The sequence below is a fragment of the Prevotella sp. AGR2160 genome (assembly GCF_000424185.1).
Classification (GTDB): Bacteria; Bacteroidota; Bacteroidia; order Bacteroidales; family Bacteroidaceae; genus Prevotella.
The window spans coordinates 21084-34852 of record NZ_AUJK01000004.1 but is presented as its reverse complement, the minus strand read 5'-3'; the positions used below and the strand labels follow the sequence as shown (position 1 = coordinate 34852).

Annotated in this window: 12 protein-coding genes and 1 tRNA gene; 2 read left to right on the top strand and 11 right to left on the bottom strand. The window is 51.7% G+C overall.

What is annotated here, in order from left to right; translation table 11 throughout:
- Window positions 1-32: 32 nt before the first annotated feature.
- From G604_RS0104005 to hpt, 5 genes are all read right to left on the bottom strand, one after another.
- On the bottom strand, window positions 33-1205 hold the full coding sequence (locus tag G604_RS0104005) for a peptidoglycan DD-metalloendopeptidase family protein (protein ID WP_028909435.1): 1173 nt from the start codon (window positions 1203-1205) through the stop codon (window positions 33-35).
- A gap of 40 nt (window positions 1206-1245) precedes the next feature.
- Window positions 1246-2025, bottom strand: coding sequence for a peptidoglycan editing factor PgeF (gene pgeF, locus G604_RS0104000; RefSeq protein ID WP_028909434.1), 780 nt, complete (start codon window positions 2023-2025; stop codon window positions 1246-1248).
- 62 nt (window positions 2026-2087) lie between these two features.
- Entirely contained in the window at window positions 2088-3248 is a 1161-nt protein-coding gene (obgE, locus tag G604_RS0103995) for a GTPase ObgE (RefSeq protein WP_028909433.1), read from the bottom strand.
- Window positions 3249-3338: 90 nt separating this feature from the next.
- Window positions 3339-3911: an adenylate kinase gene (locus G604_RS0103990; RefSeq protein ID WP_028909432.1), complete on the bottom strand. Its 573-nt coding sequence runs from the start codon at window positions 3909-3911 to the stop codon at window positions 3339-3341.
- Between the two features lie 41 nt (window positions 3912-3952).
- A complete protein-coding gene (hpt, locus tag G604_RS0103985; RefSeq protein WP_028909431.1) occupies window positions 3953-4492 on the bottom strand; it encodes a hypoxanthine phosphoribosyltransferase in 540 nt (179 codons plus the stop codon).
- Window positions 4493-4603: 111 nt separating this feature from the next.
- Here hpt and G604_RS0103980 point away from each other — a divergent pair, with 111 nt between their 5' ends.
- Window positions 4604-6118 carry a bifunctional ADP-dependent NAD(P)H-hydrate dehydratase/NAD(P)H-hydrate epimerase gene (locus G604_RS0103980; protein ID WP_028909430.1) on the top strand — a complete coding sequence of 505 codons (1515 nt, stop codon included), beginning with the start codon at window positions 4604-4606 and terminating at the stop codon, window positions 6116-6118.
- Window positions 6119-6202: 84 nt separating this feature from the next.
- On the opposite strand, the gene G604_RS0103975 is transcribed toward G604_RS0103980, so the two are convergent.
- The 5 genes from G604_RS0103975 to G604_RS0103955 form a co-directional block, all read right to left on the bottom strand.
- Complete coding sequence (locus G604_RS0103975) at window positions 6203-7216, bottom strand: class II fructose-bisphosphate aldolase (protein WP_028909429.1); 1014 nt, start codon at window positions 7214-7216, stop codon at window positions 6203-6205.
- Window positions 7217-7363: 147 nt separating this feature from the next.
- On the bottom strand, window positions 7364-8596 hold the full coding sequence (locus G604_RS13445) for an MFS transporter (RefSeq protein WP_036904565.1): 1233 nt from the start codon (window positions 8594-8596) through the stop codon (window positions 7364-7366).
- Between the two features lie 39 nt (window positions 8597-8635).
- A complete protein-coding gene (locus G604_RS0103965) occupies window positions 8636-10213 on the bottom strand; it encodes a glycoside hydrolase family 43 protein (protein WP_028909428.1) in 1578 nt (525 codons plus the stop codon).
- Window positions 10214-10488: 275 nt separating this feature from the next.
- Entirely contained in the window at window positions 10489-12273 is a 1785-nt protein-coding gene (locus G604_RS0103960) for a MutS-related protein (protein ID WP_028909427.1), read from the bottom strand.
- A 4-nt stretch (window positions 12274-12277) separates the two neighbouring features.
- Complete coding sequence (locus G604_RS0103955; RefSeq protein ID WP_036904563.1) at window positions 12278-12667, bottom strand: START-like domain-containing protein; 390 nt, start codon at window positions 12665-12667, stop codon at window positions 12278-12280.
- Between the two features lie 215 nt (window positions 12668-12882).
- On the opposite strand from G604_RS0103955, the gene G604_RS0103950 reads away from it, so the two are divergent.
- Window positions 12883-12956: transfer RNA gene (locus G604_RS0103950), tRNA-Met, on the top strand.
- A gap of 267 nt (window positions 12957-13223) precedes the next feature.
- Here the strand turns inward: G604_RS0103950 and G604_RS13440 are convergent.
- The gene (locus tag G604_RS13440; protein ID WP_036904561.1) at window positions 13224-13451 is read right to left on the bottom strand and encodes an ATP-binding protein; all 228 of its coding nucleotides are present in this window, start codon (window positions 13449-13451) and stop codon (window positions 13224-13226) included.
- Window positions 13452-13769: the final 318 nt, after the last annotated feature.

Genomic DNA, 13769 nt, shown 5'->3' with positions numbered 1-13769 from the left:
GGGCGGTAGCACGGACTATCATAAATGAATCCCTACATCTTCTTCACGCTACCATTGCTCTGCAGGATGAGCGTGGAGGCCTGGAGGCGCTTCTCACTATGGTTGAAGAGCATGGCGGGATTGATACGGCGCCCTTTGAAATGGATTTCGAAGTGGAGGTGCTCCGTTGTGGCGCGACCCGTTCGCCCCGTATAGCCGATGACTTGACCAGCCTTGACATGTTGGCCGATCTTGACAATATTCCGGCTTTGATGACTGTAGAGGGTTTCGAAGCCATAGGCGTGACGGATGACGATGCAGTTGCCATAACCATAATAGGGCCCGCTGCGCATGACGATACCGTCGAAGGCGGCAAGGATGGGATCATTGGGACGGGTCTTGATGTCCACACCGGCATGATTGCGGCGGCCGCCATAGGGACTGATGACATGACTGCCGGGGAGGGGATAGGCCCAGTGATTCTTCTCGAGTTTCTGAAGGTCAAGGCGGAAGGTGCTGTTGGTCAGAAAGGGATCATCGCCGGCATCGTCGGGATCGAGGCTGTTGACTATGAGGCCTTTGCTGTGACGCTCTGCTGCTGCTCTGGCGCTTTCCTCTGTGGTATTGCCGGAGACAGAGAGGCGGACATTTCTGCCTGTTCGTTTGCAGATGAGGGTCTCTTGACGAAGCTGATGACTGCGAAGCTCCAGCAGCATGGCGGGATTAATACGGGAGCCATTGATCATGATGGAGAAGAGGCAGTAGATGCGGTCGTTGCGTTCCCCAACGATGGCGATCGTCTGTCCGGCACGGACATGGTCGCCGACATCGACGAGGTTCTGTGCGTTGTTGGCGTAGACGGTCTCCAGTCCGTTGTCGTGGCGGATGACGATGACGTTGCCATACTGTGTGGTCTTACGACTCAGTCGGACGGTACCGTCGAACATGGCCTTGACGGCATCGCCCTTACTCGTCGTGATCTCCAGAAAGTCCTGTCGTTGCAGTGCCTTTCCCACAGGCAGTGGGAATGAATAGCCATTTTTGCTGAGTTGGCTAAGATCAATGGTGAAAGAAGGCCCTTTGCGGAAGAGCCCAGGGGTAGCAATGTTAATCTGTTGTTGTTCTGCGGTAGTGAAAGTCTTCCTAGCCGGCATGAAGGCGCTGACAAGGAGAAAGAAAGGCAGGAGGATCGAAATGTAGAATAGTTTTCGGTTTATTTGTTTCATAGGGGCTTTTACTTTTTTGCTTCTTTACTTTTTAACTTCTTTACTTCTTTAAAATGATACCTGTATAGATGCGGCCAGATTGTTGTCCGAGTTTTCGGGCGGAGAAGAAGCGGTCACTGCTGTTATAAGTACAGATGCCGGAGAGAATGATATTCTTTGCCAGCACACCGGTATGTTCCAGTTGCAGCCAGTTGCAGACAGGAAGGTCGATATGCCATTTCTTGTAATGACGTGCGATCTTTTTCATCTCGAAGCCCTCGGCGGCAAAAGCGTCGTAGACTTCCTGACCGACCTCAAAGGCATCAAGAGAGATACAGGGACCGATAACGGCATGAAGGTCATGGGGATCGGTATGATAAGTGGTCTGCATTGTCTGGACCGTATGCTCAACGATCCGCTGGACCGTGCCGCGCCAACCGGCATGAATGGCGGCGGAGGCATGGTGGACGGGGTCGTAGAGGAGAACGGGGACACAGTCAGCCGTAGAAATGCCGATGCAGATTCCCGGGATATCAGTTGTCAGGCTGTCAATCCCTTCGAGGGCAGCTGTCTGTTTGTCTGCAGAGAGGGCGAGGAAAGTTAGATCGATGATGTGGTTGACGGCGTGATGGACCTGATGGGGCATGATGATATGGTCATCGGAGATATGCAGTGTTTCTGCCAGTAGCTTCCTATTTTGTTGGATGGCAAAAACCGTATCTCCGCAGTAAGCATTGATATTGAATGATCCATAGTTGCCCTCGCTGACACCACCCTGTCGGGTCGTGGAGAAGGCGGTGACTGATGCTCCCAAACTGTAATAGAATAGTTCCGGTGCCATAACTTTCAATTCTCCTCGATCCAATTTTAGAGTGCGGTCCAACTTATTACTTCTTTACTTTTTTAATCTTTTACTTCTTCAACGTCGTCGGCATCCTCGATAGCGTCGTCATCGAGATATTCGATGTCCTCATCCTCACCTTCTGCCTGCAGCTCAGCATTGAACTGCTTCATGTCCTTGTCGCGGTGGACGAGGGTGTCCTCAGCCGTAATCTCCTGGAGCTTATTGCTCTCGGAGTTCAGTTCGCGCCACAGCACATCTTTCAACTCGTCGAGTCCCTTGCCCGTAACAGCAGAGATAAAGACCACAGGGAGGTCGGTGGGGAGTGTTTCTTTCAGCATGTCGATGAGCTCGTCGTCGAGAAGGTCACACTTCGTAACGGCAAGGACGCGGTGCTTGTCGAGCATATCGGGGTTGAATTTCTTCAACTCATTGAGAAGGACCTCGTAGTCTTTCTTGATGTCGTCGGTATCTCCGGGAACCATGAAGAGCAACAGAGAGTTGCGCTCGATATGGCGGAGGAAACGGAGTCCGAGGCCTTTGCCTTCACTGGCGCCCTCAATAATGCCGGGGATATCGGCCATGACGAAACTCTTATGGTCGTGATAGCTGACGATACCCAAGGAAGGCTCCAACGTTGTGAAGGGATAGTTGGCGATCTTCGGACGGGCACTGGAGAGGGCGGAGAGGAGCGTCGACTTACCGGCATTGGGAAAGCCGACGAGACCGACATCTGCCAGAAGTTTCAGCTCGAGGATGATCGTCATCTCCTGCATGGGCTCTCCCGGCTGTGCATAGCGCGGTGCCTGGTTAGTGGAGGTGCGGAACTGAAAGTTGCCAAGGCCACCGCGGCCGCCCTTGAGAAGAACCACCTCCTGACCGTCGTAGGTGATGTCACAGATATACTTGCCCGTTTCCGCATTGTAGACGACGGTGCCACAGGGAACATCGATGTAGACATCCTTACCGTCGGTGCCGTGGCATTTGTCACGACCACCATTGCCACCATGTTCGGCGAAGACATGCCGTTGGTATTTCAGATGGAGGAGGGTCCAGTAGTTATGGTTGCCGCGCAGGATCACGCTGCCGCCATGCCCACCGTCACCACCGTCGGGACCACCATTGGGGTTGTACTTCACGTGGCGCAGATGCATGGATCCTCTGCCTCCCTTTCCTGAGCGGCAATAAATCTTCACATAGTCTACGAAATTGGATTCTGGCATAAATATAATTTGTTTGGGATGTTTTTTAAATGTAAGGACATGATTGCCATGTTCCGCAATAATGGGACATGACAATCATGTTCAATGAATTTACAGGTTGTCGATAACCTTGCAGATACGAGCGAAGATCTCGTCGACCGTGCCGAGGCCCTCCACGTGATGGTGGATGCCCTCTTTCTCATACCAGTCGATGAGGGGAGCCGTCTGTGTGTGGTAGACATTGAGGCGCTTCTTAATGGTCTCCTCGTTGTCATCACTACGGCCACTGATCTTACCGCGCTCGATGAGGCGCTTCATCAGTTCGTCCTCAGGAACGGCGAGCTCAATCATGGCTGCCACTTTATGGCCGCGCTCAGCGAGCATCTTCTTCAGAGCCTCTGCCTGCGGGATGGTGCGGGGGAAACCGTCGAAGATGACACCCTTATGATCCTTGCCGAAGGTGTCGTAGACACTGGCCAGGATATTGACCATGAGATCATCGGGGATCAGCTGTCCTTTGTCAATATAAGCCTTGGCGGTCTTGCCGAGTTCTGTACCATTCTTGATCTCATTGCGGAGCACGTCACCGGTGGAGATATGTCCGAAGCCGTACTTCTCAATCATCTTGTCGCTCTGTGTGCCTTTACCTGCACCGGGAGCGCCGAAAATTACAATATTCTTCATTTTATTTTATAAGAGTTGATAGCTCACAATAGAATTCTATTTTATTCCTCGTCCAGCACGTAGATATCCCGTAGGTTGCGGCCTTGCTGGTCGTAGTCGAGGCCATAGCCGACGATGAAGTCATTGGGGATTTCCATGGCGGCATATTCGATGTTCAAGGGGACCTGCAGCTTTCCGGGCTTGACGAGGAGAGAACAGATATGGATGGATTCGGGGTTATGGGTGCCGAGTTGGTTAAGCATCATCTTCATCGTATTGCCCGTGTCGACGATATCCTCGACGATGATGACGGGACGGCCCGCGATATCATTGTTCAGACCGATCATGGTTTTGATCTTTCCGGTAGAACTGGTACCCTCATAGGAGGCGAGCTTGACGAAGGAAATCTCACAGGGGATGGTGAGATAGCGCATCAGGTCGGCAGCGAAGATAAAGGAGCCGTTGAGAACGGCCAACAACAGGGGATTTCTCCCGGCAAAATCCGTATTGATCTTGTTGGCTACTACTTCTACACGTTTCAGAATCTCTGATTCCGGGATGAATGTTTTGAAGGTTTTGTCCTTAATTTTTACCTTGTCCATAGCTTGAAAAAAGCGTTGAAATGATGCTTGAAAAATATTTTGTTGCAAAATTACTAAAAATCTCCCGAATAAAGGTCATGGAATGAAGTAAATTTATTAATTTTGCATCGTATGAAGATTTTTACGAACGCTCAGATCCATGAGCATGACAAATATACCATAGAGCATGAGCCTATCTCCTCCATTGATCTGATGGAGCGTGCGGCCAAGGCTATCAAGCGCGCTATCGAGGACGAATGGAGCGCCAATACTCCTGTTGTTGTCTTTGCCGGTCCGGGGAATAATGGTGGCGATGCCCTCGCCGTCAGCCGCCTCCTTGCCGATGACGGCTACCACGTTAGTGTGTACCTCTTTAATATCCACGATCACCTCTCCGAGGATTGTGCCGGCAACCGCCAGCGGCTCCTCGATCAGAAGAAGGTGAAGTTTACGGAGGTTAAGCTCGATTTTGATCCGCCAGAACTGAATGCTGGTACGCTCGTCATCGACGGTCTCTTCGGCAGTGGACTCAACAAGCCGTTGGCCGGTGGCTTCGCGGCAATGGTGAAATATATCAACCAGAGTGACGCACAGGTTGTCAGTATCGATATGCCGTCGGGACTAATGGGGGAGGATAATACGTATAATATCCGTCAGAACATCCTTCGGGCAGACCTTACGTTGACGTTGCAGCAGAAAAAACTCTCGATGTTCTTCTCTGAGAACCAGCAGTATCTCGGGCGCGTGAAAGTTCTTGATATCATGCTCTCGCCGGAATTCGTGGAGAAGACGGACTCTGTCTATCAGGTCCTCGAGGATAGTCAGTTGCGCCGTAAGCTCATGCCGCGTAGTGATTTTGCCCACAAGGGAAATATGGGACATGCTCTCCTCGTAGCCGGCAGTTACGGCATGTCGGGGGCTGCCATCCTCGCCTCCCGTGCCTGTCTGCGTGCGGGAGTGGGAAAGGTGACGGCTCATACGCCACGGCGTAACTACGAGATTATGCAGATCGCTGTCCCGGAGGCTGTCCTGCAGATGGATAAGGAAGAGACGGCATTCTCTGAACCGGTAGAGACATCACCCTATAGTGCCATGGCCATAGGGCCGGGATTGGGAATGCAGGAGAATACGGCTATTGCCATGATTGCGCAGGTACGCCGTGCCACCTGTCCCGTTGTCATCGATGCCGATGCTATCAATATCCTGGCGAATCACCGGGCATGGATTGAGCAACTGCCGCAGGGCATGATCCTCACACCGCATCCGAAAGAGTTTGACCGACTCGTCAGTATCGCTTGTAACGGTTCTTATGACCGGCTGCATAAAGCGCAGCAGATAGCGGAGCAGCGTCAGGCCTATATTATTTTGAAAGGCCATTACAGCGCGTTGTGCCTGCCCAATGGTCATGTGGAATTTAACCCAACGGGTAATAGCGGTATGGCGACAGCGGGTAGTGGTGATGTGCTGACAGGAATCATTGCCGGCCTTCTCGCCCGTGGCTATAGTCAGGCCGATGCCTGCCGACTGGGCATGTATCTCCATGGCCTTGCCGGAGACCTCGCCGTGAAAGATCTCGGTAAGGAGAGCCTCACGGCAGGGGATATCATTAACTATCTCCCCAAGGCTTTCTTGAGATTGCAGGAATGATCCGTTTGTAGGTGGCCGCCACCTACAAAAAAAAGCGGATGCCCATTTGGACATCCGCTTATATTTTGACTGGTAATCTCGAGATTAGTCGAGGTTAGCGAGCTTGTTGTCAGAACCGAGAACGTCGGTGATCTTGTGCTCGTACATCTCTGTCATGTAAGCACGTGCCACCTTGCCATACTGACGAGGATCGAAATACTCAGGATGGTTAGCCAGCGTCTCACGGACACCTGCGGTGTAAGCCAGACGGGAGTCAGAGTCGATGTTGATCTTGCAGACAGCGCTCTTGGCAGCCTCACGGAGCTGCTCCTCGGGGATACCGACAGCGTCAGGCAGCTTGCCACCATACTGGTTGATGATATCGACATACTTCTGGGGAACAGAAGAAGAGCCGTGGAGAACGATGGGGAAGCCAGGGAGCTTCTTCTCGATCTCATGCAGCACGTCGAAAGCCAAAGGAGGAGGAATCAGACGACCAGTCTTCGGGTCACGTGTGCACTGCTCGGGCTTGAATTTGTAAGCACCGTGAGAAGTACCGATGGAGATAGCGAGGCTATCGCAGCCAGAACGCTTGCTGAAGTCGATGACTTCCTCAGGCTTTGTATAGTGAGACTCCTCGGAAGAAACCTCATCCTCAACACCAGCGAGGACACCCAGCTCTGCCTCAACAGTAACATCATACTGATGAGCGTACTCAACGCACTTGCGGGTCAGCTCGATGTTCTCCTCGTAAGGCTTGCTGGAACCGTCGATCATGACAGAAGAGAAGCCCATATCGACACAGCTCTTGACGAGCTCGAAGGTATCACCGTGATCCAGGTGGAGAACGATCTCAGGATGGTTGCATCCCAGAGACTTAGCGTACTCTACAGCACCCTCTGCCATGTAGCGGAGGAGGATCGGGTTAGCATAGTTACGGGCACCCTTGGAGACCTGCAGGATAACAGGAGACTTCAGCGTAGCAGAGGCTGTGATGATAGCCTGCAGCTGCTCGAGGTTGTTGAAGTTGAATGCGGGAATAGCGTAACCGCCACTGACTGCTCTCTTGAACATCTCGCGTGTATTGACGAGACCGAGATCTTTGTAATTTACCATAATGCTATGATCTTTAAAAAATGAATAGTATCCTACTACTGAAACAGATTCCCTTTTCGGAAACCGATTGCAAATTTAATATTTTCTTTGGAAAAACCAAAGAATCGCGGCCAATTTTATTGTTACAGAAACATAATTTTCTTAATATCCTTAAATTCCGTTGGTCTGTTTTTCCTTTTGCCAACTGTGTCTTACAAAATACGCATAGCTGAAGACGACCAGCAGGGCCGTGAAGGGAATGAGGAAGGGTAGGACGAGGTGTGTGCGGTCGGCGAGGAGGCCCATGAGGAGGAAGCCACAGCCGCCGATCGGTGTCATCATCAGCAGTGAACTGGCACTCTTCGTCAAGTTGCCGAGTCCGCGGAGGGAGAGGGAGAAGATCGTGGGGAACATGATGGCCTCAAAGAAATAGTTGCCGAGCAGGCCGATAAGTGACAGCTCGCCGATATTGCACAGGACCATGCCGATGCAGCATACGCTGCCCGTGGCACAGGCGAAGAGTACAGCCTCCGGACGATGGCGGCTCATGACCCACGAGCCGAGGAAACGGCCGATCATGAAGAAGGCGAGGGCACAACTCAGCACGAGTGACGCCGTGCGGTCGGTCATCCAGTGCATGCCCGTGACGAAGTTGATAAAATAGGTATTGATGGAGATCTCTGCCACCTCGTAGGCCAGCAGGGCCAGGAGGCCGAAGACGAAGGCGTGATGATGCTTGAAGAGTTTCATGATCTTCGTGCCCGACATACGGTCTTCTGCTGTGGTCTTATATTGGATCTCCGGCAGTTCCACGCGTGAGAAGATGAGTGCGATGACGAGTACGATAATGCCTAGGATGGCATAGGGAATGGCGATATTGCCACCCTTGTCGTTGTTGCTGAAGAGAAACTGTCCGATGGCGAGGGTGGCAAAGATACCACCAAGGCCGTTGAAACTCTGACTGAAGTTCAAGCGGCTCGTGGCCGTCTCTGTAGGTCCGAGTTGCGTGACATAAGGATTGGCGGACGTCTCCAGGAAGACGAGACCTACACCAATGATAAACAGACAACCGAGAAATGCCGTGAAGGACCCCGTCATCGTGCCGGGGATGATAAGTAGGGCGCCCGTGGCGAAAAGCAGGAGGCCACAGACAACGCCACGGCGGTAGCCGAATCGGTTGATGAAGAATCCGGCGGGGATGGCCATGAGGAAATAGCCGAAATAGGTGGTAATCTGTATCCATGCCGAACGGGTGATGCTGATGGCCAGTGCATTCTGGAAATGCTTGTTCAGCACGTCGAGGATGGCGCGCGCGAAGCCCCAGAGGAAGAAAAGACTGGTGATGAGCACGAAGGGTACCCGGTATTTATGGTCGGTGAGTTGCGCTTTCTTTGCTGTTGACATAAGTTTCGTTTTTTCTGTCGAATAGGATGGTGGGCTATATTATTTCCCGATAAACTGAAAATCGCTGAAGGAGGCTTGCCCTTTTCCGGTGGCATATATTCCGACGAGAGCTCCCGTGAAGCCTCCGGCAACTTCCGTGCTCAGGAGACTGCAGTCGAGGCTGCCGAGCTCTTGATAGCTCTTGCCATCCTTACTATAATAAAAGGTGTAGTTGTTGCCGTCACTGTCGATCTTCAGATGGACGCGGGAGGCGGCGACGAGAGCCGTGGCGACGGTATAGTCGATACTTTTCAGTTTACATTTTAGACTGACCTGCATATAACGGCCGGCACATTTCGTGACACCGAAGTCGAAATGGCCGTCGTTGATCTGATAGAGACAGAGGCCGCCCTCGGCTCCTTCGGAAGAGACGATGGCAGTAGTCGTCATCTTCGCCGCCGTCTGCCGGCATCCGAGGAAGGTAGGCTGATTGTTCTCCGTGATTGTGCCATGGGCCGTGAGCGTCAGCTGGCCGTTGTGCCAGCGGTAGTTCTCGGCAATGGGATTCTGAATATAAACGAAAGAAGGACCGACAGCGCCTTGCTTGAAGTCAATCGTCGTTGTGCCTTGCTGAGGATCGTATATGTCAGCTTCTGTCTCTTGCTGAATCGTCTCTTTGCTAACTTGTTGAGGTAATAGCTTGGCCGTCATAAGCGTATCAATGGGCTGCCCGTTATTGACCACGGGCCAGCCGTCCTCGCTCCATGTCACGGGAGCCAGGTATGTCTCACGACCGAGGTGATGATAGCTGCCGCCGAAATTGCGGTAAGCCAGGAAAACGACCCACCAGCTGCCGTCGGCGGCTTCGACGAGATCGCCATGTCCCGTGCCTTGGATCTGCTTGCTTTCTCCCAACCGACTGCAGTTGGTCAGTATCGGATTGTGAGGGTTACTCTCGTAGGGGCCGTAGATGTTCTTGCTGCGGGCGATGGTGAGGTGATGAGCCAGTTCCGTGCCGCCCTCGGAGATGAGTAGATAGTAATAGCCGTCCTTCTTATAGATATGCGGTCCTTCGGGATAACGGCCACCGTCGCCGCGCCAGAGCATCTTGCTCTCAGTGAGTTGCTGACCGGTTTTGGGGTCAATCTCACAGAGCCAGATGGCATCACCGGGATTACTGCACATATAGCATTTCCCGTCCTCGAAATAGAGTGACGGGTCAATGCCCTGCTGTTTCAGCCATATCGGGTCGCTCCAGGGACCTTCGGGCTTCGTGGCCGTGACCATGAAGTTGCCGCCGTTGCCGACATTGGTGGTGATCATGTACCAGGTGCCGTCATTGTAACGTATAGTAGGGGCATAAATACCTGTCCATGACGTGGCGCCCTTAAGATTCAACTGACTGTCCCGTGTCAGGATGTTGCCCGTCTGTCGCCAGTGAATGAGATCCTTACTCTCGGAGAGCGGGACACTGGGGAAGGAACAGAAACTGCTGTTGGCGAGATAGAAGGTATCGCCGACACGACAGATGCTCGGGTCAGGATGATATCCCGGGATGATCGGATTGCGGAAGGTCTGTTGAGCTTGGCAGCAAAGACCTGTCAGCAGGAGACAGATGAGTAGAATGTATTTCTTCATAAATTGCCGTAAAGACTGTTAATGCCGCAAAAATATAAAAAACTTTTTGTTTGAGCAAATTTTTTCCGCTTATTCATCACGGTATTTCGTAAATGCATAAAAAAAGGCCTACCGCTGTAGGCCCAAAATTGTTAACCTTAAATCTAATACCATGAAAAACACACATTGCAAATATAGGCATAAAAAAGACCCATTGCAACTTTTTGGACAATAAATTCCTGTGTTTTATATTTTTTTAATTGTAAACTTTTTCATTTAATATTTCATTTAGAATTTTATTCCTCCAATATTTTATTTAAGAGGTATGTGGCATTCTGGTTGCGGGCGACGCCGGGCGTGATACGGTAGGTATAGGTGACGTCGGTACCGAGTTTGATCTCGAAACAGTAGTTGTGGAACTGCTCAGGATAGGCCTGCTCCATCTTCGAGAGTTCGAGGTCGTGGGTGGCAATGATGCCACTTACGGGGCGGTGGCGCATGGCTTCGAGGAAGAGTCGTGAGCCGTTGAGCTTATCGAGGGAGTTCGTACCCTTGAGGATCTCGTCGAGGATGATCAGTGTCGGTGTTGTCTCCGCGTCACAGTAGTGGATGAGCTGTTGCAGACGGAGCAGTTCGGCATTGAAGTAAGAGATGCCATGGGTGAGGTCGTCGCTCGTGCGCATACTCGTGAAGAGCCGGAATACCGTCACACGCAAATGATCGGCGAAGACGGGCATGCCGCAGAGGGCCAGCACATAGTTGATGCCGATGGTACGGAGAAACGTACTCTTGCCGGCCATGTTGGCTCCCGTGATGATGTAGTAGTTGCGGTCGTTGATCATGAAGTCATTGCGTACGGCTTTCAGCCCTAAGAAGGGATGATAGATACCACGGGCCTCATAGATGATTTCCTCTCCGTCGATGATCTCAGCTGTCGTCGCTTCGGGGTGGTTGCAGGCCAGCGTAGCCATACTCACGAGGGCATCCATGCGGTTGACCTGCTCGACCCATTGGTCAAGATTCCCGGAAGTCTTCTGCTGCCAACGGTAGAAACGGCGTACAAGGAAGAAATCCTGAAAGAAAAGAACGTCCATGACGAAGAGCCCAAGGAGGTTGCTTCGGCTGTCGAGACCCTGCATGAAACGGTCCAGGAGGCGGAATGAGTCACCGGCACCGGTGAGGGCGTCTTGTAATTCTCGTCCGTAAGAACTCTCAAAGGTCTCTTCCCCGATGAGGCCTACGAGCTGTCGGTATCCTTTCAGATGGATGAGGAGGGAAGAGGTGGAGCCGGTGATAGGCGCCAGCGTCCTGCCGCAGACGGCAAAGGCCACGAAAAACAGGATGACGGCCCACCAGATGACGGTTGTCGCCGTTGACATGCCGAGAATGCAGAGAAGAAGCACGGTCCAGAAGCCGATCGGTGGTAGCCAGCCCAAGAGAAGTCCGAGAAAGCCGCGGTAGGGGAGAGGTACGTTGACCGTTTTCAACTGCCGGATAGCACGCATGACGGCATCGCTGTCGACAACGCCGCCTTTGCGGTAGCGCATGGCCTTAAAAGAGAGAAGAAAGTCAGACTTGCCGGCCAGTTCACGGATGAGCACGGGGCGCTTCGCATTCCAATGGAGATGTTCCAACTCATGGGCAAGCAATTCCCGCCCACCGGTGGTGACGCAGCGGCAGAGCCGTTGGAAGAGGGAGTCCTTGCCGAAGAGGTCAAGGTCGAAACTGTATTCGTGTTGGGGATGGATAAAATCTTCACCAGCATCAAAGGGACTGAAATCGCCCTTCAAGTAACCGATCTCAGCATCACTGGCTTTCTTCAAGGCCGTCAGCTCGTCGATCTTCCGCGTGTTGTTCTGGTCGATGCGGGAGATGATCACCCAGAGCAGAATGGGCGCAAATACGCCGAAGGCCCACGCATGGACGGCGGGAACCATAGCCCAGCGGATGGCACAGAAGAGGAAGCAGAGGGCACAGCTGATCTCCGAAAGGATGAAGAGGTGGTTGCGACGTGACAACCGACGGATCTCTTCTCCCCATGCCGCACTTTGGTCTTGATAATATTTTTTGAGGTTGTTCATGAGACTAAAATCCTGTGTTTTGCCGGAGACGGTCGAAATCCTCGTCCCATAATGCTTTCAGGTCTTCCGACTCCCCGTCATCAGAGAAATCGGTGACGCAGAGCGTGAGATCCTCCGTCAACTCATTGCGCTCAATGCGCATTTCCACGAATGTGTCGGTATCCTCACCGTCCCAGTGAAAGCGGAAAAACTTGTTTTTCTTCTGGTCGATGACCGTGGCCGTCTGCGTGTGATGCTCACCCAGTGGATTGCCCCAGGTGAACTGCAGCTGACCTTCATGGCCGATCACGCAGTCGGCCATCCATAATGTCATCCCTTCAGCCGTACTGATCAGTTGCCATAAGGCATGCACGGACTGTTCCTCCAATCCTCGTTCAATATAGACTTTCTCCATATACGTAGAGATCTGTACTCGCAGACACTGTCGCCAGAGCCCGGAGGTGGTTATATGAAAACTCTTTTCGGCTACAAAAATAATGTTTTTTTCTCAAATACAAATATTTTTCCTGTAAAAATTTTGTGAATTCAAATAATTGTTATACCTTTGCACCCGCAAACGAAACAACAGTTTGCCGCGATGCTTGCTTTCGCTAGCAAGAACGTGATGATGGCGGGATAGCTCAGCTGGTTAGAGCGTCGGATTCATAATCCGGAGGTCGTGGGATCGTGGCCCACCCCCGCTACTTGATAATCAAGCACTTACGGACTTCCGCAAGTGCTTTTTTCATACATGCGAAAACTATGCGAAAACCATAGCCCTTCAGTTCGCCCATGATATTTAGTGGCGTATCAGCCAAAAAATAGTCCGATGGCTTGTGTCATTGAATATCACCCCGTCTCAAAATATTGACAAAACGCACGTCGTATCCTCTCAGGACAAGTTGTGGGCATTACTGTCTTTTCGTTGTCCTTCCCTCCCTTTCACATTTTCCGGTCGCTGAAAGTAGACATCAGGCTATCACCCATTTCCAATAGGGCAACACCTCGATCTTTCCATTATTATCCTCGATGGTCGCATCCTCGTCGTAAGTGATGATGAGACGGCGCTTGCACTCCAATGCCGAAGGAAGTTTCTTCAGGGCAGACACCTCTCTCTCATAAGTGCCATCGCTATGACTAAGATTATAGCAAACCTGAATGGCAAGGCCCTCGTCAGGGACAAAGAAATCGACCTCCACACCCGAGTTGTAGTAGACATCCTGACGTATCCTTATTCAAAATTTTATTAAGCGATACTTTATAAAACACTGCAAATTTATAAAATACCATTTAATAAAACAAGGAACAAGTGTACTTTAACGTTTACCATCTCCCGTTAACATGGCAAAAAAGAATACGCCGTTCAAGATCGCTTATGGGGGCTGCTCGTCCAATGGCCCCTCGGTGTTTTCAGGTATAGATTATTTAGCTTAAACCTGTCAACCGATTGCACTTCTATTTCGGCCTTTTATTTCGGAGCAAAGTGGAACAGCAACGCGGAGGAAGGCCGGAAGTCT

Bases quoted from the DNA above. Each gene is read 5' to 3' on its own strand.
- hpt (WP_028909431.1), bottom strand. From the start codon at position 4,492: ATGGACAAGGTAAAAATTAAGGACAAAACCTTCAAAACATTCATCCCG.
- pgeF (WP_028909434.1), bottom strand. From the start codon at position 2,025: ATGGCACCGGAACTATTCTATTACAGTTTGGGAGCATCAGTCACCGCC.
- obgE (WP_028909433.1), bottom strand. From the start codon at position 3,248: ATGCCAGAATCCAATTTCGTAGACTATGTGAAGATTTATTGCCGCTCA.
- G604_RS0103990 (WP_028909432.1), bottom strand. From the start codon at position 3,911: ATGAAGAATATTGTAATTTTCGGCGCTCCCGGTGCAGGTAAAGGCACA.
- G604_RS13445 (WP_036904565.1), bottom strand. From the start codon at position 8,596: ATGTCAACAGCAAAGAAAGCGCAACTCACCGACCATAAATACCGGGTA.
- G604_RS0103980 (WP_028909430.1), top strand. From the start codon at position 4,604: ATGAAGATTTTTACGAACGCTCAGATCCATGAGCATGACAAATATACC.
- G604_RS0103965 (WP_028909428.1), bottom strand. From the start codon at position 10,213: ATGAAGAAATACATTCTACTCATCTGTCTCCTGCTGACAGGTCTTTGC.
- G604_RS0103960 (WP_028909427.1), bottom strand. From the start codon at position 12,273: ATGAACAACCTCAAAAAATATTATCAAGACCAAAGTGCGGCATGGGGA.
- G604_RS0104005 (WP_028909435.1), bottom strand. From the start codon at position 1,205: ATGAAACAAATAAACCGAAAACTATTCTACATTTCGATCCTCCTGCCT.
- G604_RS0103955 (WP_036904563.1), bottom strand. From the start codon at position 12,667: ATGGAGAAAGTCTATATTGAACGAGGATTGGAGGAACAGTCCGTGCAT.